Origin of the sequence: Sorangium sp. So ce296 (assembly GCF_051529605.1) — a bacterium.
Classification (GTDB): Bacteria; Myxococcota_A; Polyangia; order Polyangiales; family Polyangiaceae; genus Sorangium; species Sorangium cellulosum_D.
Window position 1 is genome coordinate 4111525 of record NZ_CP150325.1, and the last position, 23059, is coordinate 4134583.

Annotated in this window: 14 protein-coding genes and 1 pseudogene; 8 read left to right on the plus strand and 7 right to left on the minus strand. The window is 70.1% G+C overall.

The annotated features are described in order from the left end of the window. Positions 1-21: 21 nt before the first annotated feature. Positions 22-1998 carry a TolB family protein gene (locus WME98_RS15445; protein WP_437951972.1) on the minus strand — a complete coding sequence of 659 codons (1977 nt, stop codon included), beginning with the start codon at positions 1996-1998 and terminating at the stop codon, positions 22-24. A 342-nt stretch (positions 1999-2340) separates the two neighbouring features. Between WME98_RS15445 and WME98_RS15450 the strand changes: the two genes are divergently transcribed. Further along, positions 2341-2712 (plus strand): RNA recognition motif domain-containing protein, encoded by a 372-nt coding sequence (locus WME98_RS15450; protein ID WP_437951973.1) that lies wholly within the window; start codon positions 2341-2343, stop codon positions 2710-2712. A gap of 191 nt (positions 2713-2903) precedes the next feature. Here the strand turns inward: WME98_RS15450 and eno are convergent, their stop codons facing one another. Then, positions 2904-4199: a phosphopyruvate hydratase gene (gene eno / locus WME98_RS15455; RefSeq protein WP_437333981.1), complete on the minus strand. Its 1296-nt coding sequence runs from the start codon at positions 4197-4199 to the stop codon at positions 2904-2906. A 297-nt stretch (positions 4200-4496) separates the two neighbouring features. Here eno and WME98_RS15460 point away from each other — a divergent pair, with 297 nt between their 5' ends. Further along, positions 4497-5138, plus strand: coding sequence for a DotU family type IV/VI secretion system protein (locus tag WME98_RS15460; protein WP_437951974.1), 642 nt, complete (start codon positions 4497-4499; stop codon positions 5136-5138). A gap of 4 nt (positions 5139-5142) precedes the next feature. After that, on the plus strand, positions 5143-6237 hold the full coding sequence (locus WME98_RS15465) for a type VI secretion system protein (protein WP_061626747.1): 1095 nt from the start codon (positions 5143-5145) through the stop codon (positions 6235-6237). Positions 6238-6304: 67 nt separating this feature from the next. Here the strand turns inward: WME98_RS15465 and WME98_RS15470 are convergent, their stop codons facing one another. Both WME98_RS15470 and WME98_RS15475 read right to left on the minus strand, forming a co-directional pair. Next, on the minus strand, positions 6305-6946 hold the full coding sequence (locus WME98_RS15470) for a hypothetical protein (RefSeq protein ID WP_437951975.1): 642 nt from the start codon (positions 6944-6946) through the stop codon (positions 6305-6307). A 1034-nt stretch (positions 6947-7980) separates the two neighbouring features. Further along, positions 7981-8373: pseudogene (locus tag WME98_RS15475) on the minus strand (eCIS core domain-containing protein); the annotation flags it as partial. Between the two features lie 549 nt (positions 8374-8922). Between WME98_RS15475 and WME98_RS15480 the strand changes: the two are divergent. The 4 genes from WME98_RS15480 (at position 8923) to WME98_RS15495 (ending at position 17219) form a co-directional block, all read left to right on the plus strand. Next, on the plus strand, positions 8923-14352 hold the full coding sequence (locus WME98_RS15480) for an AAA family ATPase (protein ID WP_437951976.1): 5430 nt from the start codon (positions 8923-8925) through the stop codon (positions 14350-14352). After that, positions 14349-14729 (plus strand): response regulator, encoded by a 381-nt coding sequence (locus WME98_RS15485; protein WP_437951977.1) that lies wholly within the window; start codon positions 14349-14351, stop codon positions 14727-14729. Before WME98_RS15480 ends, WME98_RS15485 begins: the two co-directional genes overlap by 4 nt. Positions 14730-14989: 260 nt before the next feature. Next, positions 14990-15745 carry an Hsp20/alpha crystallin family protein gene (locus WME98_RS15490; RefSeq protein ID WP_437951978.1) on the plus strand — a complete coding sequence of 252 codons (756 nt, stop codon included), beginning with the start codon at positions 14990-14992 and terminating at the stop codon, positions 15743-15745. Between the two features lie 163 nt (positions 15746-15908). After that, a complete protein-coding gene (locus tag WME98_RS15495) occupies positions 15909-17219 on the plus strand; it encodes a thrombospondin type 3 repeat-containing protein (protein WP_437951979.1) in 1311 nt (436 codons plus the stop codon). A 653-nt stretch (positions 17220-17872) separates the two neighbouring features. On the opposite strand, the gene WME98_RS15500 is transcribed toward WME98_RS15495, so the two are convergent. The 3 genes from WME98_RS15500 to WME98_RS15510 all read right to left on the minus strand — a co-directional run bounded on the left by WME98_RS15500 (position 17873) and on the right by WME98_RS15510 (position 21660). Further along, a complete protein-coding gene (locus WME98_RS15500) occupies positions 17873-18871 on the minus strand; it encodes a hypothetical protein (RefSeq protein ID WP_437951980.1) in 999 nt (332 codons plus the stop codon). A gap of 9 nt (positions 18872-18880) precedes the next feature. After that, positions 18881-19699 carry a PEGA domain-containing protein gene (locus WME98_RS15505; protein ID WP_437951981.1) on the minus strand — a complete coding sequence of 273 codons (819 nt, stop codon included), beginning with the start codon at positions 19697-19699 and terminating at the stop codon, positions 18881-18883. A gap of 296 nt (positions 19700-19995) precedes the next feature. Further along, entirely contained in the window at positions 19996-21660 is a 1665-nt protein-coding gene (locus WME98_RS15510; protein WP_437951982.1) for a protein kinase domain-containing protein, read from the minus strand. 586 nt (positions 21661-22246) lie between these two features. Here WME98_RS15510 and WME98_RS15515 point away from each other — a divergent pair. After that, positions 22247-23044 carry a GNAT family N-acetyltransferase gene (locus WME98_RS15515; protein ID WP_437951983.1) on the plus strand — a complete coding sequence of 266 codons (798 nt, stop codon included), beginning with the start codon at positions 22247-22249 and terminating at the stop codon, positions 23042-23044. The last annotated feature ends 15 nt before the right edge of the window (positions 23045-23059 follow it).

Genomic DNA, 23059 nt, shown 5'->3' on the forward strand with positions numbered 1-23059 from the left:
GCCTGCGCCGCCCGGCCGCCCTCACCGCGGCACGGGGAGCGCCTTCTCGGCCCACTGCGGGATGTGGTTCCCCGTCGGGTCCGTCATGTCGTCGTTCTGCTGGGGCATCCACACCGGCGCGAAGCTCGGGTCGCCCTGGATCGCCCCGCCCGGCGCGAGCGTCACGGCCGCGAACCAGAGCTGCGGCTTCGTCGTGCCGTCGGTCGACCCGGGCAGGCGCAGGCCGTAAGGGCGCCGCGACGAGAACGCGACCCAGTAGATGTTCTTGCCGCGGTAGATGTCGTGGCCCGGCCCGAAGCGAGGCCACGAGTTCGCCCAGGTGTCGCCGCCGTTCGCCCGCGCGAGGTCGACCGGCGCGCCCCCCGCGACCGGGATCAGCTGGAGGCGCGCGGAGTTGTCGTCGTAGGCGTCGCACGGGTCGTTGCCGGCGGCCCCGTTGCCCGGAGGCCCGTCGCAGCTCGACGTGTTGAACACCACCCAGACGCCGTCATCGGAGATGGCGGGATAGAAATGGGTCCGGCCCTGCTCGCGCGGCACGAGCACGCGCGGCGCGTCGAACCCGCCCTCCCCGTCCGAGGCGGCGACCAGGATCTGCGCGCCCCTCACCGTGTCGCCGTAGAGCTCGGGGCCCGCGCCGTTCTCCCCCGGCTGCCACGCGACGAACGCGAGGTGCTCGCCGTCCGGCGACCAGAACGGCTGCGTCAGCCGCTCGCCGACCTCGCCGAACAGGTCGCCGAGCGCCTCGAGCGTCTCGTCGGCGCGGCGGAGCGTGAGCGCGCCGCGGAAGGCGTTGACCATGAGCTCGCCGTCCGGCGAGAAGGTGGTCATCGTCGCGAACCCGTCCGGGTCGGTGTTGCGCAGCGCGATGATGTCCGCGGTCGCGACGTCCACCAGCGCGAACGACGACGGGCCGCTGCCGCCGAACGTGAGCGCCATCTTGTCGCCGGCCTGCGCGAGGGCGTGGCACCCCATGCACGGCATCTCCTGCCCGTTCGCCAGCGGCGGCGACTGCTCGTTCTCCCAGAACAGCTCGGGCGGGCTCGCCGCGTCGTCGAGATCGTAGCGGTAGATGGCGGCCGACTGGAGCGAGGTGCCGTCGGTGCGCCAGTAGTACAGGCCGCCCGAGAGCGCCGCGCTCGCCCACCGGACGTCGATCGCCGCGCTCACCCCGAGCTCGCTCCCGTCCTCGGCGGCGAGGCGGACGCGCGTCTCCATCGCCTCGCCCTCGCTCGTGCGCACGAGCATCGGCGCCATCTCCGCCGGGAGCGCCATCGCGCACCCGCCCGCGTCCGGGATCGCCTCGCAGGCGCCGACGATGCGTAAGTTGATGAAATCGCCGAAGATTTCTATCCGGCCGACGCGCTGCCCGGCGCTGCCCTTGCGGACCTGGAGCTCGACCGTGCCGATGTTGGAGGGGAAGAGCGCGCCGTCGAGGGGATAGGCGATCGCGGGGGCGTTCGCCGCCGCCGGGGCGCCGCCGAACGCGGCGCTCGCCCCGGGGGGAGCGCCCGGCAGCGCGACCTCGCCGGCGAGCTTCACGGTGACGTCGGCGCTCGCCCTGAGGGAGCCGTCCGCGGCGGTCACCCGGACGCGTCCGGGGGAGCTGGTCGTGAGCTGGCCTTCGTTCACGTGGGCGAAGAGGTCGTCGGCGGTCCAGGTCACCAGCGCGGTGACGTCGCGCTCGGCGCCGTCCTGGAAGCGGCCGACGGCCTTGAGCTGCGCCGAAGCGGTCTCGCGGAACGCGAGCTCGACCGAGGTTGCGCCCGGCTCGATGCGCAGCGCGACGAGCCCCTCCACCGCGCCGCTGCTCGAGGAGCCGCCGCCGCCCTGCGCGCCGCTCCCCGACGCGCCGCCGCCCTGCGCGCCGCCCCCGGACACGCCGTCGCCCGAGGAGCACGCCGCCCCGGACGCCGCGATCGCCGTCGCGAGGGCGAGGAGGAGCGTCGCTCGATGCCCCGTGCGCGAGCCTGTCCTCGCGGAAAATGCGCGTGATCTCATGGTGTGATCTCCAGGTTGAGCACCGAACGGGCAGGCTACCATGCCCGGCTGCGGGCCCCCGCGCGCCGCCGCCGAGCGCGCCCCCGGGCGGGAGCATGACCAGGCAGACGCGGCCAGCCTGGGGGAATACCTTGCGTACCCCGCCGCCGGCCGGTAGCTTCGAGGCGCCTCAAGGCTCGTTCGTCCTCGACCTCTGATCCGGCCGCCTGCTGCAACGTGGTTGCCTCTTCCGAACGTGGGGTGACGGCCGGTCGTCGGGGAGCGTTTTCGTGTGCGGCCCGCGGCACGATCCGGGCCGTCCGCGAGGGAAGCGGGGATCGTGCAACGGGATTGGCGGCAGACATGAGCAAGCGGCTTTATGTGGGGAACCTGGCGTTCCATTCGACGGAAGACAACCTGCGCAACGCGTTCGAGTCGGCAGGGGTCGAGGTTCTGTCGATTCAGTTGATGACGGACCGGATGACCGGGCAGTCCCGCGGGTTCGGCTTCGTCGAGGTGAGCGATGCGCAGGCGCAGGCGGCCATCAACGCGCTGCACGGCAAGGACCTCGACGGTCGCACCCTGACGGTCAACGAGGCGCGCGAGCGCACCGGCGGCCCCGGCGGCGGGGGCGGGGGCGGGGGCGGCTTCCGCGGCGGCGGCGGCGGCGGGGGCCGTGGCGGCGGCGGTGGCCGTGGCGGTGGCCGCGGCGGCGGCGGGCGCGACCGCTGGTAGCCGCAGCGAGGTCGAGCTCCCCTGGCGCTTCGCCAGGGTGATCGGATCGGCGGGGGACACGAAGGCGGGAAGGCAGGAAGAAAGATCAACGATCTTCCCGCCTTCCCGCTTTCGTCGTGGCGCTCTCCTGGGCGGAGGCGCCCCGACCCGGCGGCGCGGCGGCCTCGCGCCAGGCCGCGCCGCCCTGCGCTCTAGCTGGCGCGCTGCGCCGCGGGGCGGCGGAACGGCTTGCGGCCGGCGAAGATCTGGCCATCGCCGAGCGCGTACGAGATCCGGAGCAGCTGGTTGTACTTCGCGACGCGATCCGAGCGGGACGCGGAGCCGGTCTTGATCTGGCCCGCGTTCGTCGCGACCGCGAGATCGGCGATGAACGTGTCCTCGGTCTCGCCCGAGCGGTGCGAGATGATCGACCGGTAGCCGCCCTCGGCCGCCTGGCGGATGCACTCGAGCGTCTCGGTGACCGTGCCGATCTGGTTCAGCTTGATGAGGATGGCGTTGGCGAGGCCGTCCTCGATGCCCTTCGAGAGGCGCGCGGGGTTCGTCACGAACAGGTCGTCGCCGACGAGCTGGACCTTCTTGCCGAGCCGCTCCGTGAGCAGCCGCCAGCCCTTCTCGTCGTTCTCCGCGACGCCGTCCTCGATCGACACGATCGGGAACGCCTTGGAGAGCTCCTCGTAGATGGAGACGATCTCCTCGCGGGTCTTCTGCTGCTTGTCGAAGGTGTACCGCTCGGTCTTCGCGTCGTAGAACTCGCTGAGCGCCGAGTCGAGCGCGACGCCGACGTCCTCGCCCGGGCGGTGGCCGGCGGCCTCGATGGCGCGCACGACGTACTCGAGCGCCGACCGGTTCGACGCGAGGCGCGGGGCGAAGCCGCCCTCGTCGCCGACGGCCGTGACCATGCCGTCCTTCTTGAGCAGCCCCTTCAGGGTGTGGAAGATCTCGGCGCCCGTGCGCAGCGCCTCGGCGAACGACTCGGCGCCGTAGGGGACGATCATGAACTCCTGGATCTCGAGGCCGTTGTCGGCGTGCACGCCGCCGTTCAGGATGTTCATGAGCGGCGTCGGCAGGACGCGCGCCGCGGCGCCGCCGAGGTAGCGCCAGAGCGGGAGGTCGACCGTGTCCGCGGCGGCGCGGGCGGCGGCCATCGAGACGGCGAGGATCGCGTTGGCCCCGAGCTTCGACTTGTTCGCGGAGCCGTCCGCCTTGATGAGCACCTGGTCGAGCTCGGCCTGATCGAGCGCATCCATCCCGAGGATGGCCGGACCGAGGACGGTCTCGATGTTCTTCACCGCGGTGAGCACGCCCTTGCCGAGGTAGCGCTTCTTGTCGCCGTCCCTGAGTTCGACGGCCTCGTGCTCGCCGGTCGACGCGCCGCTCGGCACGGCCGCGCGGCCGGTGCCGCTCAGCGTGGTGACCTCGGCTTCGACGGTGGGGTTGCCGCGCGAATCGATGACTTCGCGGGCGATGACGCTCTGGATCTCCGACATGACCTCTCCTCAAGGGACCGCTTCCGCGCGACCCCGGCAGCTCTCGAAGGGGGCTCGAGAAGCGGCGGGAGCATAGGCACGGCCCTCCCCGGATGTCGACGCTCCGGTGCACCCGCGGCGCTCCAGCGCGCCGCGCCGGAGCCGCCGACGGCCGGCGGGGCGCGCCTCGCGGCCGACGCGGAGCCGACACGCGGCTGGACGGAGCGGGCGCTCGCGGCGCCGTCGGCCCGAGCGCGCGGACGCGCACGCGCGCCCGGGTCGACGGGCCACGCGCGCCTGGCGTAAGCTCGCGGCCGCGTGGAAACCTCCATCGGCGTCTTCGGTGAGGAGATGCTCCTCTGGCTCTGCATGCTCCGCCAATCCCCGCGGCGGCCGCCGGCCGATCACGTGCTGCGGCAAGCGAACCTGCTGCTCGAGGAGCTCAAGGGGTCCAAGCTCGCGCAGGACATGCCGATCGCCTCGGTCGACGACGGCATGTTCGCGATCGCCGCCTTCGCGGACGAGCTCGCGATGTCGCTGCCGGACCTCCGGCCGGTCTGGGCCCAGCGCCCGCTCCAGGCGGCGCGATGGATGACGAACAACGCGGGCGTCGAGCTCTTCGAGCGGCTGGAGCGCGTCCGGAGCGGCCCGCTGCCGGTGATGGCGACCTACGCCTGCGTGCTCGGCCTCGGCTTCCGCGGCCGCTACGGGCTGCCGGGGCAGAGCGCCGACGACCTCCTGCGGATCCGCCGCGATCTCTCGCTGAAGCTCGGCGTGGATCCGGACCGCGACTGGAGCGGCGGGGTGCTCCGGCCGGCGCGCGTGGACGGCGTGGACGCGCAGCACCTCCCCAACCTGCCGCTGTGGCAATCCGCGCTGGTCGGGCGCGTCCTGGCGGCGCTCGTCGCGATCGGCGGCGCGGTCGCGCTCGGGTGGACGATCGCGCAAAAGGTCGGATGATCGGATGAGCGGCTCCTTCGTGTACGAGCTGGCGAGCGTCCACGCGCTGGTCCAGCAGGCGAACCCGGACAGCGACCAGGGGATCTACGCGGTCCCCTGCTACCTCGTGCTCGGCGAGCCGGGCTCGGGCCGCTCCACGGTGATCCGCGCGATGAACCTCACCTGGCCCCCGGGCGGCGCCCCGCTCCAGATCGGCGTGCCCGGGGCGCGGTGCTCGTACTGGCTGGCGAAGGAGGCGCTCTTCATCGAGCCCGAGGCGTCGGTGCTCGGCCCGCGGCGGGAGCCGGCCGAGCTCGCGCAGCTCTGCGACGAGCTGCGCCGCTCGCGGAAGCGCGAGCCGATCGACGGCATCCTCCTCGTCCTGAGCATCGCGGACTTCGCCGAGCTCGACGAGCAGGGGGTCGAGGCGTACGCGAACCGGATGCGCGCGTACCTCATCGAGGTCGGCCGCGCGCTGCGCGCGGACGTGCCGGCCTACGTGGTGCTGTCGCGCTACGACACGCTGTGGGGCTTCGCCGAGGTGTTCCAGTGGACGCACGAGCGCGGTCGCGAGGAGCCCTGGGGCTTCACGCTCCCGCTCGAGGCGGGCCCTGGCGCCGCGGCCCCGCGGATCCTCCAGGAGCTCGAGGGGCTGAACGCGCGGCTGGAGTCGTACTGCCTGGCGCGGGTGAGCTCGGAGGACCCGCCCGACGCGCGGATGCGGGCGTTCCAGCACCTGGCCGAGGTGCGGGCGCTGATGGCGCGGCTGCGGCAGCTGTTCGGGGCGCTCGCCATGGAGAACGCGTTCGAGCGGGCGCCGTGGCTGCGCGCGGTGGCGATCGGCAGCGCGCTGCCCGGCATGGGGGACCGGCTCCGCGCCGGGGTGACGCGGTTCATCAACATGGGGCTGGCGCAGCCGCCGCACGTGGCGGTCGCGCAGCGGCCCGGGGGGCTGCCGATCCACGCGACCATGAGGGTGGTCGTGCTGCCGGAGCGGGACATCGTGCCGCTCCGGCCGCGGTGGCGGGACGACCGGTTCACGCTGATCGGCTTCGTCGGCGGGCTGCTCCTGCTGCTCGCGGCCGGGATCACCGAGCTCATCTTGCGGTATGTGATGTGAGGGCGGCGGCGGGGGCGCGCAGCGAGCGGAAGGCTCGACCGGGCCGCCCGCGCAGGCGGAGCGCCCTCTACCCGTCGAGGGCCTGCTCCAGCTGTTCGTAGCCGGATTGGGCCACGTGCGGCCTGCGCGCGGCGAGCTGACAGAGCCGCTTCTTGGCCGTCAGCATGTCCAGCACCCAGGCGTCGTCGAGCCGTGCGAGCTGATCTTCGGTCGGGGTCGAAAGCTCGATCCACTGCGCGTCCGTCAACGCTTCGACCTGCTCCTCTAGCTTTCTCATCTCGCCCTGCTCGTAGGCTTCTGCGTCGCGTCTGAGCGTGAGCGCGTCTGGCTCGGCCGCGGCGCTGGCGCGTTCGAGCATCCCGTACACCTCGTCTCTGAGCTGCAAATAGCGCCGGAGCAGGCGAAACACGGTCGGGTCTCTCCCCCAGTCCCTGGGCGGCTTCTCCAAGCCGGCGAGCGCGCCCTCGATGGCCGCATCGAGCTGCTCCTCGGCAGCGCCGGCGGTGGACGCCCGCGCCGTGAGACGTTCGACCGGCTCACCCGTGTCGTCGCGGACGATCGTCGCGGTCGCGCGCCACTGCGTCCCTGCTCGCTTCGCCGGGCTCCGCTCGACGCGGAAGTAGAGGGGCTCGGTGGGGTCCATGCTCTTCCTAGTACCGAGGTGTCGGATGGGTGTGGGGGCGGCTGAGCTCGGCGTCGGCCTCTGCATCGTAGGGGCAGTCAAGGGCACGAGCCATCTGCACGAGCCGCCGCAGCGCCTCCTGGCGCAGCCCGTAGGTGGACCGATGCCTTGCATCCCCTCCGGAGTGCCGCTGCATGTCCCAGCGACGGAACCTGAGATCGCGAATCAGAATCAGCACGTCAATCGCGTACGCCAGCGCGTCGCAGTCGGTGCTGCGCTCGTTCGCTGCGTCCTGGACCTCCTCATGGGTGGGGTGCGACTCGCCAGGGCTCGGCTCCCATCGCGGCAGCGGTCGTTCGGACGAGGCGACCGGGGCCGAGGGCACGGCCGGCTGCTGGCCTGGCCGGCCCACGGAGGTGATCGCGTCCACTGCCGGGCGGCGCGGTGCTCCCCAGCGTCTCCGCGGGGAGGACCCGGTAGCCTTCCGGTCCGAGCTCGCGCAGGTACGGTCGAAGCGTGTTGATGCGCTGCTGCGCTTCTGCCACCGCAGGCAAGCCCCTGGGCTGCTCGGAAGTTGCGACCTGTTCGCCCGCAGCGAACGCGGGCCTGGGCCCCGGGTCCGCGCCGGCGGCGAGCTGCTCGAGGGGCGCCCGGAGCTGTTCGCCTCGCTCCGCGCGCGCTCGATCCATGGCCTCGGCCTGGACGGTGGCGTGGCAACCGGTGCAGGCCCGGTAGCGTCCGTCGATCTGCTGCTCCAGCACCCAGCGGCGGTTCGCGCCTCGCGTGCGGAGCCATTGCTCCGCCAGAGCGAGCTCCCCCCGTCGGCCGGCGGCGTCGAGGTCGAGACCTCGGTCGACGGGAGGCGCTCGACGACGGAGACGGCGACCCTGGTCTGACGCCGGAACAACGTCACCGGGTTGACCTGATCGGGATCGATGTGAAACCCGAAGCGGAATCGCTCGCCGCGCTCGGCCGACTGCCCGAAGTCGAAATGAACGGCGGCGCCGCGGATCGATACGCCGACCGTGTAGTCCCCGACCGGGATCTCGCAGGAGGTCAATCGGTCGATCGGACGCCGGGTCGTACTGACCGCTGCGAAACGCGATGTCCCGGCCGACGGTATAGGCCAAAGCGTTCACGGCGCGGGCGGAGGCGTCCGCCCGCGCATCGGCGTGGATGCGCACGTCGCCGAAGTCGTGGCCCCGGACGGAGCGAGAGACGATGGCGCCGCGGATGCCGCGACGGCCTCGGGCGCCGCGCGATCGACCCATGACCAGGGGGCGCTCCTCGGAGCAGGCCAGCGCGGCTCCACGTCGCGCCATCGCTCCTCGGTCGTCCCGGACGGAGCAGTCGCTGCGGCGTGGTTCGACGAGTCCCGCCGAGACCGAAGCTGGCTCGCCGGCATCGCCTGCGCAGAGCGCTGCAATGCGGGATTTCGCGCTGGAGGGTTTGCTGCCGATGGAATCGGTCTTCGGTCGACCGTGAACATGGCACAACCCTCCCGAGGGGACCATTCCTGCTTATCCGCTTCCGGTGGGCGTTGTCTACGGTGCCTCGAGCGACGGTATCCACGGCTCGCCTGCAAGAGCCCGATCGAGCTCGAATTGAAGACCTACGTGCCCGCGCGCGCGATATGGTGAGGCCGCCCGCGGAAGCGGGACGGGAGAGGGCCACATCTGGACGCTGTCGCACGCGAGCGTGCAGCGGCCATGCCGGCCTGAGCGCGGACGCCGCCGGCGACGCTACCCCTGGCTCCGATCGTCAGGTTGACAGGGCGTGCGGAGGGCTCATACGCATGCAATGGGGAAATATGTCCCAGGCGCCGAATCGGCCTGCTGTTCAGGGCGCTCGCTGCGCTGCGCCTGGACGCGCGCCGCGCAGACGGCGGACCGCGGCCGCCGGCGTCCAGCGGGAGGGCGGCCTTCGCCGGGATCTCGCCGTGACAGCGACGAGCGCGGCCGGCGCCGCCCGTGCGCCATGACGGGCCGGAGCGGCCGCGGCGCGACGCTCCCGGCGCGGCGCTGCCCAGGCGGGACCGGGGCGGCGGGCGCGAGGACGGCGCGATGACGCACCTCCCGATCCAGCCCGGCGCGACCCGCATCCGAGGGCATCACGTCACCGCGAAGATCGGCGAGGGCGCGGGCGCGGCCATGTACCGGGCCCGCCGCGACGCCGACGGGCTCGAGGTGGCGATGAAGATGCTCTACGCCGATTACACGCGGATCGGCGATATCCTCCGCTTCAAGCACGCCTATCGCGTCATCCAGCGCATCGACTCGGCGAGGGTCCTCAAGGTGCACGCCGTCGAGGAGCACGGAGACGGCCTGGTGCTCTTCACCGAGGTTTTCCCGGGCGCCCCGCTGTCCTCGACGCGGAGGTCGGAGGCGGCAGGCGAGCTCGACGTCTTCGCGGTGCTCGACGCCGTGATCCCCGTGGCCGAAGCGCTGGCCGACATCCACCGTCACGGCCTCATCCACGGCGACGTGAGGCCCCCGAACATCCTGCTCGGAGAGGGCGGCCAGGTGAAGCTCACCGGCTTCGGCGTCGACGCCCTCGTGACGCGCGAGAAAGAGGAGATCTATTCCCGCCACGTCCTCACGGAGGTGCTCCCTTACGCGTCGCCCGAGCAGACCGGCCGCATGAACCGCAGCGTGGACTACCGCACCGACATGTACTCGCTGGGGGTCGTGCTCTACGAGATGCTCACCGGGCGGCGGCCGTTCGAGGCGGCGGACCCGCTCGAGCTGATGCACGCCCACATCGCGGTGGCGCCCGTCCCGCCGTCGGAGATGAGCCCGGCGGTGCCCGGCGCGCTCTCGGCGATCGCGATGAAGCTCCTCAGCAAGAACGCCGAGGATCGCTACCAGTGCGCCGAGGGGCTGAAGGCCGATCTGGAAGAGCTCCGGTCGCGGCGGCGGAGTAGCGGCCTCTCGGGGACGTTCAGCCCCGGCCAGCACGACAGGAGAGACCTCTTCCAGCTCCACCAGAAGCTCTACGGCCGCGAGGGGGACATCCGGGCGCTCATCGATTCGTTCGACGACGTGCTCGGGGGCAAGCGCACGATCGTCCTCGTCTCGGGCTATTCGGGCATCGGCAAGTCGTCGCTCGTCCAGGAGATCCTGAAGCCGCTGGCGCGCGAGAAGGGCTATTACATCAGCGGGAAGTACGATCAGTACAACCGCGACAGGCCCTACAGCGCCCTCGTCCACGCGTTCGACGGGCTCATCAAGCAGCTCCTCTCCGAGAGCGAGGAGCGGATCGCGGCGTGGCGCGGCGCCATCCTGGAGGCGCTGGGGAGCAACGGGCAGGTCCTCTGCGACGTGCTCCCGTCCTTGAAGCACATCCTCGGCGAGCAGCCGCCCGTCCCCGCGCTCGGCCCCGTGGAGGCCCAGAACCGCTTCATCCTCTACTTCCAGAAATTCGTCTGCGTGTTCGCCCGGCACGCCCACCCGCTGGCCGTGTTCCTCGACGATTTGCAGTGGGTGGACTCGGCCAGCCTCGGCGTGATCGCGAGCATCCTCGCGAAGGACGGCGTGGAGTCGCTCTTCTTCTGCGGCGCTTACCGCGACAACGAGGTGAGCCCGGCCCACCCCGTGCTCGTCGCGCTGGAGGAGCTCGAGAAGGGCGGCCTCGGGGTGCGGCGCATCGTCCTCGCGCCCCTCGGGCTGGGCCACCTGACCGAGCTCGTGCGCGACAGCCTCCAGACCGCCGACGGGGGCCCGCTCGCGGCCGCGGTCCTGAAGAAGACCGCAGGCAATCCGTTCTTCGTGAAGCAGTTCATGCGGCACCTCTATGACGCGAAGGCGCTGGTCTTCGATCCGGCGAGGGGCTGGGGCTGGGATCTGCGGCAGATCGAGCGGCTCGGGTGCACCGACAACGTCCTCTGCCTCATGGCGGAGACGATCCGGCGCCTGCCGCCGGCGACGCAGCGGGTGCTCCGGCTGGCCTCGGCGATCGGCAACACGTTCGAGCTGGACGTCCTGAGCACCGTGAGCGAGCGTGCCCCCGAGGAGACGTACGCGAGCCTCGATCACGCCCTCGGCGAGGGCCTGATCGTGAGCGCGAACGGGCAGGCTCGCTTCGCGCACGACAAGATCCAGGAGGCCGCGTATTCGCTGATCCCGGAGCGCGACAGGCCGGCGTTCCACTACCGGATCGGGAGGCTCTTGCTCGGCAAGCTGCGCTCGGACAGGGGGCACGACCTGTTCGACGTCGTCGATCACCTGAACAGCGCGGGCGATCTGATGAAGGACCCGGAGGAGCGCATGGAGTCGGCCCGGCTCAACCTCCAGGCCGCCGCGCGCGCCGAGGAGTCGGCGGCCTTCGCCGCGGCGCTGAAGTACCTGGAGCACGGCATGGCCATGCTGCCTGAAGACGCGTGGACCTCCGATTACGAGCTGGCGTTCCTCTATCACACGAAGAAGGGCCTCTTGGAGTCGCTGTGCGGGCGGCACGACGACGCGCTCGCGACGCTCACGGGCACCTTCGACAGGGCGAAGGGGCGCCGCCACCAGACGGAGGTGCGGCGCCTGAAGATGAAGGTCGAGATCCTGAAGAACGATCTGCCCGCCGCCATGGACGAGGGGCTCGCCGCGCTGCGCGCCTACGACATCCACCTGCCGCCCTATCCGGACGACGGCGCGCTCGCCGCCGAGCTCGCGCGGACCCTCGAGATCATCGGCGACCGCCCCATCGCGTCTCTGGTCGACCTGCCCGCGCTGGACGACCCCGAGATCGCCGCCCTCCAGGACCTCCTTCAGGAGATGTTCTCGCCGACCTACCAGCTCGGCACGAACAACTTCGGCATCACGGTGATGAAGGCGCTCCAGGGCTCGCTCCTGCACGGCATCTCGAAGAGCTCGATCTACGCCTACGTGAATTTCGGGACATTCCTCTGCGCCGGGCTCGACATCGAGAAGGGCTACGCCTTCGGGCGGGCGGCGGTCCGCCTGAACGAGCGATGCCCGGACGCGAAATCCGAATCCATGCTGTGCAACATGTGGGGGGCGTGGGTGCAGCACTGGATGGACACCTACGAGAGCTCGAAGGCGTCGCTGCGCAAGGGCATCCACGCCGGCGTCGAGACAGGACAGTACATCTGGGCCTTCTACAACGCGTGCAACGCGAGCGTGAACGCCCTGCTCCGCGGGGCGCACCTCCACGACGTCCTCGAGGAGGCGAGGCTGCACGCGCCGCTCTGCAAGCTCGACGAGTTCAACACGATCACGTGGATGGTCGGGGCCGTCGCGCAGCTCAGCGAGCACCTGGGCGCGCCGGCCGGGGGCGACTGGAGGCGGGGGGCGTGGGTCGACATCGGCGCGGTCGCCGAGGAGGCCCGCCGCATCGACAACCGGGCGTCGCTCTATTTCTTGAACGTCTTCGAGGTCATCGCCGGCGTCTTCGAGGGCGCGTACGAGGAGGTGGCGGCGCTCTGGGGCAGGGCCGACCCCGGCAGCCTCGGGATGCTCGCCGCGTGGCACGCGAGCCCTTGCTATTACTTCTATGGTGGACTGGCCTTCTCGCGGGCCGCCGGGACCGCCGCCCCTGCGCTCAGGGAAGCCTACCTCGCGAGGCTCCGGGAGTGCGCGCGCAAGGTGGAGTCCTGGGCGGCCCTCGGGCCGGAGAGCCACCGTCATCGCGCCTCGATCCTGAAGGCCGAGCTCGCCCGGAGCGAGCGGCGCGAGGGCGCGGGCGCCCTGTACGATCAGGGGATCATGGCCGCCCGGGAGGGCCAGTTCCTGCATGACGCGGCGCTCGCCAACGAGCTCTGCGCCCGCCATTACCTCGATCTGGGCAGGACCTTCGTCGCGTGTGCCTACATGACCGAGGCGCACCGCCTCTATGGTCGCTGGGGCGCCGCGCGCGCGATGCGGCGCCTCGAGAGGGATTTTCCGCACGCGCTCTGGCCGGAGGCGATGCGCATGCAGGCCGCGGCCGGGCCTGCCCCGCCGTTCGATGCGCCGCACGCGAAGCTCGACCTCATCACCGTGCTCAAGGCGTCGCAGGCGGTCTCGGGCGAGCTGATCCTCGACCGGCTCATCGAGACCTTGCTGACGATCGTGATCGAGCACGCGGGCGCCGAGCGAGGCCTCCTGATCCGCCCGCGCGGCGCCGAGCACGACGTCGAGGCCGAGGTCGTCACCCGGCGCGGCCGGGTCGAGGTCACCCTCCGGCAGGCGCCCGTCACCCCGGCCGATCTCCCCATCTCCCTCCTCCACTACGCGATCCGCTCGCGGGAGAGCGTGATCCTGGACGACGCCGCCGTGCCCAACCAGTTCTCGGAGGACGCCTACGTGCGCGAGCGGCGACCCCGCTCGGTGCTCTGCCTCTCCCTGGTGAAGCAGGGCACGCTCGTGGGCGTGCTCTATCTGGAGAACAACCTGACCCCGCGCGCCTTCACCGCCGATCGCATCGCGATGCTGGAGCTCCTGGCCTCCCAGTCCGCCATCTCGCTGGAGAACGCGCGCCTCTATACCGAGCTCCAGCGCGAGAACAGCGAGCGCAAGCGGGTGGAGCTGGCGCTGCGCGAGCGGGAGGCGCGGATCCGGCGCCTCGTGGACGCCAACATCATCGGGATCGCCTTCTGGGACCTCGACGGCAGGATCCTCGACGCGAACGACGCCTTTCTGGCCATGCTGGGCTACAGCCGGGAGGAGCTCGCCTCGGAGAAGATCTACTGGACGGAGAGCACGCCGCTGGAGTCGCATGACGTGACCCAGCTGGCGGTCGACGAGATCGCCCTGACCGGCCAGTTCCGGCCTTTCGAGAAGGAGTTCTGCCGGAAGGACGGCAGCCGCGTCCCCGTGCTGCTCGGCGGCGTGCGGTTCGAAGGGTCGGACGACCAGGGGGTGGCGTTCATCCTCGACGTGAGCGAGCGCAAGCAGGCGGAGGAGCGCCAGAGGCTCCTGTTGAATGAGCTGAACCATCGGGTGAAGAACACGCTGGCGATCGTGCAGGCGATCGCCGCGCAGACGCTCCGCATGGCGGACTCGCCCAGGGCGTTCACGGAGGCGTTCCTCGCGCGGCTCCTGGCGCTGTCTCAGACCCACAACCTGCTGAACCAGACCTCCTGGCAGGGCGCGAGCCTCCGCGACATCGTGTGCGCCGAGCTGGCGCCGCACGCCGACTGCGACGCCGATCGGGTTCACGTGATCGGCGAGCACGTGCGCCTCCGCCCGGAGGCGGCGGTGACGCTCGGCATGGCGATCCACGAGCTGGCGACCAACGCGGCCAAGTACGGGGCGCTGTCGCAGCCGTCCGGCCGCGTCGAGATCGCATGGGACGTGAGCGCGGACGGGCGCGAGCCGCTGCTCTGGCTCGAATGGCGGGAGATGGGCGGGCCGCCGGTACGACCGCCGCGCCGCCGGGGCTTCGGCTCGCGCCTGATCGAGCGCGACCTCGGGCGCCAGCTCGCCAGGGAAGTGCGCCTCGACTTCGTGCCCGAGGGCGTGCGCTGCGTGATGCATCTGCCGCTGGAGCGCGTGGCCGCATGATGCTCCCGGATCCCGAGGGCAACCGCGAGCTGGAGGGGCTGCGCGTCCTCGTCGTCGAGGACGAGCCGATGATCGCCTCGTCCCTGGAAGATGTCTTGACCGACCTCGGCTGCGTGGTGATCGGCCCGGCGTTGACCATGAAGGACGCGATCCGCCTGGCCCGCGAGGCGCAGATCGATGGGGCGAGCCTGGACATCAACATCGCTGGCGAGAAGGTCTATGCCGTGGCCGACATCCTGATGGAACGGGGCATCCCGTTCGTCTTCGTGACGGGGTACGGGAAGGCAGGGCTGCGCGAGTCCGATCTCAGCCGTCCGGTGCTGCAGAAGCCGTACAGCCTCCACCGTTTCGTGGAGATCGCCAGGCGGTGGCGATAGCCGGGCACGCCTGCGCGGCGACGCCTGGCGCGAGCGCGCGCCGCGCGTGCGCAGCGTCGAGCTCGTCCGCGCCCGTCGTGCCCGGTCCGGCGCCGGCGCGCGGGGTGCGCTCCCCGCAGGCGGGCTCATGGTGGCTATTTGCGACGGCGCGCGCTCGGCCATGTGACGTCGCACGACGGGAGCCGTCGCATCGGCGCGCCCTTTCGCGAGGGCGATGCGGCCTTATGTTTGCAATGATTCCTCGTCGAAAGGAGGTTCCCATGGCGGAGCAGCAGCGTCAGCAAGCGGGTCAAGACGTTCCTGTGGCCAGGTCGCAGCAGGGCAAGCCCAGCAGCCAGGCGACGGGACAGACTTCCTCTCTGGGGGCCGGCGGTCCGTCCACCGGGCTGCAGCGCCAGCAAGGCGGCGGTCAGCTCGGGCGGTACGGCGGGGCGGGCGGGGTCTTCAGCCCGTTCACGATGATGCGCCGGATGATGGAGGACATGGATCGCATGTTCGAGGACTTCGGCTTCGGTGGGACGTTGTCGCCGTTCGGGCAGCCTCGCTCGCTCGCCGAGCAGGGCGGCGGTCGTGGTCTCTCGTCGTTCGGCGGCGGCCTCTGGTCGCCGCACATCGAGGTGGGCGAGCGCGACGGTCAGCTCGTCGTGAAGGCCGATCTCCCGGGCGTGACGAAGGACGACATCCGGGTGCAGCTCCACGACGACGCGCTGATCATCGAGGGCGAGCGCCGGCAGGAGCAGCAGGAGCAGCGCGAGGGCGTGAGCTACAGCGAGCGCAGCTATGGCTCGTTCATGCGCTCGATCCCGCTGCCCCAGGGCGTGCAGGCCGACGACGTGGACGCGAGGTTCGAGAACGGCGTCCTCGAGGTCTGCCTGAAGCTGCCGCAGCAACAGCAGCGCGGCCGCACGGTGCAGATCAAGAGCGGCGGCGGGTCCGCGGCGCAGGTGGCCGGCGGGCAGGGGGCGACGGCGGGCGGAGGCACGACGGCGTCCGAGAAGGCGAATCGTCCGAGCTGAGCCGGCTCGGATTCGGAGGGGCGGCGGCGCGCCGCCCCTCGCCGCATTCCAGCTCTGGAGCTCGTACCACTTTGGTAGACAGGCCAGGCCCTGAATCCTGATTGTAGGCCAGCGATGCGGCGCGCTAGCATGTTGGGGCATGATTGGACGCCTCGGTCGAGCGATGGCACTCGTGGGTTCGGCCCTGCTCCTGGGCGGCGCGCAGGCCCACGCCCAGGAGCTCGGCGACATCGGGCTGAACCGGTTCTCACCTGCTCCCGTCGGAGATCCCTTTCAGGAGGTACAATCGCCGACGATCGGTGGGCACATCGTCCCGCGAGCCGCGGTGTTCATCGACCATGCCGATGAGCCGCTCGTGCTGGAGCTCGGCTCCGAGCGCGGCGCCGTCGTCACCCACCAGACGTTCCTGCACTTCAGCGGTTCGTTCTCGCTCTGGGACCGCCTGCTCGTCTCTGCGGTGATCCCGGTCGTCCTCGACCAGGGCGGCGAGCGGCCGACGGCCTTCAACATGCAGTTGCCTTCGCCGCCCTCGGCCGCGATGAGCGATATCCGTGTGGGAGCCCGCGTTCGCCTGAGCGGGACGGAGGATGGAGACTTCTCTCAATTCTCCCTGGGGACCGACGTGTACCTCCCTACCGGCGAGGCGGGGATGTTCGTGAGCAATGGCGGCCTATGCCTTGCGCCGCACCTGCTCTTCGGAGGCAGAGGCGAGATCTTTGCGTGGAGCATCAGTCTGGGCGGATTGTTCCATGACTCCGTGAGCGCCTCCGCGCTGACGTATGGCGGCGGCGCCGGGTTGTCCTTCTGGGGCGGGAGATTGTTCCTGTCGACGGAGCTGAGCGCGGCGACCACATTCCAGGCGATGGTGACGGCGGCGTTCAAGGGCCGTGACTACAAGCCCCAGCTCCCGGGAGAGTTCGTCTACATCAAGGACGCGAATCGCTCGATCAGGCAGGACATCGGACACAACATCGAGCTTCTCTTTGGCGCGCGCGTCCGTCTGCTCGCGGGCGTCTCGGCGGGCCTGGCGGCCGGTCCGGGGCTCACGAGCGGCATCGGGACCCCCGCGTCCCGTATGGTCGCGGCGCTGAGCTGGGAGTTGCCCCAGGAGGAAGAGGAGCGGGTCCCGGACGCCGACGGCGACGGCGTTGCCGACGCATCCGATGCTTGCCCCTACGCATCCGGGCCGCAGCGCTCCGCTTCGGCGCAGAGCGGCTGCCCGGAGGTGGATCCCGACGGCGATGGCGTCAAGGCTCCGGACGACGCGTGTCCCGACGAACGGGGCGTCCGGACGAAGAGCTGGCACAGCAACGGGTGCCCTTCCGTGGACGATCCGGACGACGACGGCATCCCCGACGCGGTGGACGCCTGCCCTGATCGAAGGGGCAAGCCCAGCAAGGATCGCACGACGAACGGCTGCCCGGACGCGGCAGGTGGCGGCGCACCGACGGGTGTGAGCCCGGGACCGGGTTAGGTCTGTCGACGTCGACGCCGTCCGCGCGCGACCACTTCGACGCGCGGGAGCACGCAGGCGCTCGACATGGGCGTCCAGCGGATCGGTGTTTTCATCGCCAATGAGAGGTCACATGGAGAGGGTCATCGACTCAGAACGACGCTCGTACGCCGCAGAGACAAGAGAGCCGTCGCTCCGGCGATGTTCGGCGGAAACAATCACCAGCTCGCACGGACTGGCAGACCAATGGCGGATCCGCGTCCGACGCGCGCTTCGTTGGGCCACGGCTGGCGGGGCGGCGCTCCTCACGGCGGCCTCCACGCCGGCGGCGGCGAGCGGCGAGACGGGCGAGGATGCACCGTATACGACGACGAGCTGCGAGACCGCCGAAGACTGCCCTGCTGAATGTGCGGAGCAGACGTTCTGCGTTCACGGAATGTGCCTGCCAAGGGCGGTGCCCGACGGTACTCTCTGCACGGGAGGTACGTGTCAGGCGGGTGAGTGCACGCCTGAGCTGATCCTCCGGGGCGCCGGTTGCGCGTCGGCCGCACAGCCGCAGGAGGGCGCCTACCTCTCGACGCTCCTCCTCGTCGCCGTGGCGGTGTACCGGAGACGATCGCGTCGACCTTCTCGAGCGCCCTCCTGAGGGTCCGTCAGCAGACGGTGGTGCCAGGTTAGTCCAGCTGCGAACGACACAAGGGCCGCTGCTGCGTCCGATGTGGGCATTCAGGCGTCGCGTGAGCAAACAGCACGCCCAAGACGTCGTCCTTGTACTTGCGGAGCTCAGCACAAACGTCTTCCCGCAAAGTCACGCTGTCGGTGATCTCGCGCCCTTTGATCTCCTTGTGAATAGACTCGGGGATGATCGGGGCGACCCGGCAATTCCTATCTTGCTCATCGCATATCCCCCAGCGCCCTCCAGACTCTTTATCTTTCATTTGTATCGCCACATTGATATCGCTGAACTTCTTGCCCAGCAAACTCTCCCGCAGCGAGCTGTCGCCTTTCAGCTGGAACACGCACGGCTTCCCCTCCGCCGGGATGTCGATCCTGTCCGTGGGGGTATGCGAGGCGTCAAAGCATTTGTGAACGTCGAAGCAGTCGAGCGCGCCCTTGGCTGCGTCATAGTCAGCGATCTCCGATAGTACATCGACCGGCACGCAGGTCGAAAACGCGCACGCCTGATCGGTCTCCTGGTCCGAGCAAGCAGATTTCCCGAACTTGAAGATCACATCCTTTCGCTTGAGCGCCTTCGTCGCACAGAGGAATTCGAGCGGAACGAATGTGGTCGACGACTCATGCTCGGGCACCGTGACGACCCTTTTGTTGTAACCTAGAATCTCCCCGTCCTCGCCGCCGCTCCAGGCTGACACCTCCACCGTCACCGGCTCGAGCGGATCCGGCTCCGGCGCGTCGAAGACGATGGACCCCGGGATGACGAGCCTGGGGTAGAGCTCGTTCGTGCTCGAGACCGAGAAAGAGTTGTGATATTTCACCGAGCCGGACACCGACACCATCAAAGAGACGGTATCCACATTGTTGGGGATGCCCATATCTGTGTCGATGTAAACCTCCAGCTTTCCTGACGGAGCGCACGCTGCGGCTCCAAGCGCGCCGAGCAGGCAGCCCACTGGCGCCATTCGCTGCGGTGTCATCATGCTTCGCGTCATCACGTCGTCTCCTCATCGCAATGGGTAGATAACATTCACGTCAGGGCTGCTCCTCGACGGCTCCAACTCTGAATGTACGATGCTGGCGATGCCGCCCACCGCCACGGCGGCCAGGACGGCAGCGGCCGCGGTCCACACCCAGACCGGTCCTCCACGCGGAGGGCGAGCTGTGTCGAGGGGCATCGCGACGCGTCGGGCCTCGCCGTCCAGCAGCGAAATTTCACGTTCCTTCGGGAGCATGCCGGGCGCGGTCACGAGGAGGGTGTGCCCGCCCACCGGCACCGTGCCTTCCCAGCGCCCCCGGCCGACGACCCTGCCGTCGAGGGCGATCAGCTCGTTGGGACCGGCTGTGACGAGCAAACGAGCGCTCTGCACCTTCCTGACGAGCCTCACATGAAGGTCGAGCGGCTTCTCACCGGAGATCTCCACGACACGCTCGTACCTCCTGAATCCAGCCTTGACGATGCGGACTCGCCGCTTGCCGACGTCGACGCGGAGCGGTGCTTTGATCGGAGTCGTCCCGCGGGGCTCGCCATCGATGAAGACCTGGGCGCCTGCCTCGTCGACGGCGATGGTCATCAGGCTGATGTACGACGCCACCGCCTGCGCCAGCTCTCTTGCGTCCTGCCGGTCTGCCGCGGTCACCAGCGAGCTGGGGTGCTTATCGATCTGGGACGCCAGATCTGCCACGCGCGTATAGTGCCCGAGGAGCTGCTCGCAGCGAGCCATGAACCAGAGCACTTCGGGATCTTTCGATTGCTCGTAGGCCTGGCGGAACTTGATGAGCGCGTTGGCGTAGTCTTTACTCTTGAGCAGCGTCTTTCCGGCCATGAAATCGACCCGCGCGGGGCCGTGGAGACGACTTTCGACCGAAAGTTGCGCCGCGGCTGGCGGTGCGGCCTCCGCCGTGACCCCCGCTGCTGCCGGAGCAGGCGGCACCGCGGTCGCAGCAGGAGCTGGCGGGCTGCCCTCGAGCTCACGCTGAGGCTCCGGTGGGGGGGCCTGCGCGCCGGACCGAGCAGCGCTGAAGGAGATAGAGAGCCCAATCGAGGCGGCGACGAGGCTCAGCTGAAGTCCAGAACGCAGATACATCGGTGTCAACGATCTCATTTCTGATGACCTTCGTCTTAAGGGCCGCCGAGTTGCCTTTGAATTCTGCCGTCGAGCACCTCAAATGCGTCCTTGGTCGATTCAGGTGGAGGCGTAGGGCTGCTCGGTGCAGGACCGTCACTGTGAGATGTCGACACAGGCGGCTTCGGCCGCACACCTTCCGGAGCTCTCGGTCTGACCGGGGAGGCATTCTCCGGCTTTGTCGATTGTGCCCCCGCGTCGGGGGCATCCTGCTGCGCCGCCGGATCCGCGCTGGAAGAGGCCTCCGCGGCGACCGGCATAGGCTTCGAGGGATGCACCTCGGAAGCAGCATGACGAATCGTCGGCGCGACCAGCCCCGCCTCGGCCACGTCTCCTGCTCGCCGCGGCACGAAGCTGAACGCGCCGGCGATGCCGCCGGCGAGCGTCGCCACGGTGGCGATGATCGCGGCCAGCTTCTCTCTGGATGTATCCGGACGCCGGCCTTTGCTCTGCTCCCTCGAGGTCCTCCCCGGCTCGGGCGTGCGCATGGGTCCTACCTTCGGCGGCGTGCTCTCGCCGTCCGCATGGAACGCAGGAGAACGACGTTCCGCCGGCGTACCCGATCTGTCGGAGCCTGCATTGTCTGCTCGGATGGTCGACTCCATGCCGATCGGCGCATCCGCGTCCGGGGCAGGGTCCTGCGGGATCACGGACGTTCCTGCGGAGGGGTCCACGAGGACGGCGGAGCTCGGGGGCGGCCGCCTGCTGTCGTGCGCCTGCGCCGCGGATCGCGGGAGCGGGAGTCCCAGGAGCCGCGAGGCACGGACGGCGCACCGCGCGGCCTCCGGTGGACCGAAGGGCGCGATCGCCCATGCGAGCTCGGCGATGTTCTGGAATCGATCCGCCGGGTTCCGCTGGAGGCAGCGCAGGATCGCCTGCTCGAGCCCTTGCGGCAGGTCGGGGCGCAGCTGGCTCGGCGGCGTCGGCGGCTCCTCGTGAACCCACACGACCAGCTCGGCGAGCGACTGCGCAGGGAACGCCGCTCGCCGCGTCAAGATCTCGTAGAAGAGCGCCCCGACGGACCAGATGTCGCTTCGCGGATCGACATGGCGGGCCGATCGCAGCTGCTCCGGGCTCATGTAGAGAGGTGAGCCAAGCAGGGCCGAGCTCTTGGTGAGCCCCAGCTCCTGCTCGCCGTCTCCGGCGTCGCCGATGGCCTTCGAGATCCCGAAATCGAGGACCTTCACGGTCCGGAGCCCGCCTGCTCCATTCGCGAGGAACAGGTTCGCCGGCTTGAGATCGCGGTGCACGATGTTCATGGCGTGCGCCTCCGCGATCGCCTCGCACGCGCCCAGCACATGCGAGGCGGCCTCAAGGATGGACAGCGGACCGTCTTGCCGGAGCACGCGCGACAGGTCCTTGCCCTCGAGGAACTCCATCACCATGTAGGGCTGGCGGCTCGGCAGGTCTGCGACGTCGATGACGCGCACCACGTGCTCGCTCGAGAGACAGGCCGCAAGCCGGGCCTCCCTCCGGAACCGCTCGACCACCTCCGACGAGGCTTGCGGCAAAAGGAACTTGATCGCGACAGATTTCCTGAGCTGGATGTGCGTGGCCTTGACGACCATGCCCATGCCCCCCTTGCCCAGGACGTCCTCCACCCGGTACTTGTCGGCGATGATCTCCCCGACGGACACCGGGCACCCCGGAGGAGCGCTCACGCTTGCGTCATCGCGCGTTGAACCAGAGTGTTCATGCGATCCTCCATGACGATCCCGTGTTAACGATGCATGCAAGCGCCGCGGTCAACGGCAGCGGCAAGCAACGACCGCGCCGCCGTGCACCCACACGCGGCGCTCCGTCGTTCGCCGACCGGCCGAGGTGCCAATGGCGCCGCGACGTGCGCCAGACCACCGTACGAGAATGACGGGAACGAGAGCAGGTGAGCGCCTCAGCGGAACCGCTGGCTGACCGGACCCTCCTCCCAGGAAGTCCGCTGGAAAAGCTGCTCGAAGCTGCGCGGTTGCAGCTGTCACACCGGCGTAACGGCCGTAACAGGCGTAACGGCGCGCAGGTGTCGCGTCTCCGTCGAGATCAGGGAGCCGGAGATGCCTCCCGACCTGGAGGAGCGCTCCACGCGGCGCGAGATCGCGTGGCACGCCCGCTGCAAGTCCCGCCGCGAGCAACGCGAAGTACGCGCTGGACGCGCAGCACGCGCTGCGAGTTCCGCGGGGACGAGCCGGCGACCGCGCCGGCAGCCCGGAACCCTTCTCAGAATGCCTGCGCACCGTGTCGGAGGAATTGATCATGATCTCGATTCACTGCCGTATCGCCCACACGCGCAAGGAGCTCGACGACGCGCTCCGCATCCGCTGGGAGGTCTTTGGTCAGGAGCTAAATCTCATCGCAGCCGCACCTGTCGCGCCGCGTGAGGTCGATCCGTATGACACCCTCGATACAACGATCCATTTCGTCGCCTACGCGGACGAGCAGCCCATCGCGACCACCCGGCTGCTCTTGCCCAACCCCGAGGTTGCGCTCGCCCGCCGCGGCTGCCTCGGCGTGGACCTCGAGTCCAGGTTCGATCTCGGAGTCCTTCATGTCCCAGGGCTCTCGCTCGCGGAGGTCACCCGTTTCTGCGTCCTCGCACGTCATCGGAGCAGCAGCGCCCTGAGCGCGCTCCACGCGGCCATGCTCGAGGAGAGCCGCCGCCGCGGAATCACACACTGGATCGCCGCCGTGAACGCGGAGACCGACCACGCGGAGGACGCCACGATCATCCTCCAGGTGGCCGCCGCGCTCGGGCTCGTGAGCCCGCGGGTCCGGGTCTCCCCTCTCGGCGGCGAGCCGCCGCCGACCTCGCCCGGATTCCCCTTCTACAGCGAGGAGGAGCGCGCGCGGGCCCGCTCCGGCGCTGTCCGCGGATTGCGACTGCCCCGGCCGCTCCGGGTGTTCACCCGCCGGATGACCGCGCGCTTCATCGGCCCGGCGCGGTACGACAGCCGCTTCCGCCGGTTCGCCATGCCCCTGTTCGCCTCGGTGGAGGAGCAGGCGCGGGCGCCGCGACCCGTGACGACCACACCCATGACGCGCAAGGCCGCCTGAGCGATCACCCATCTT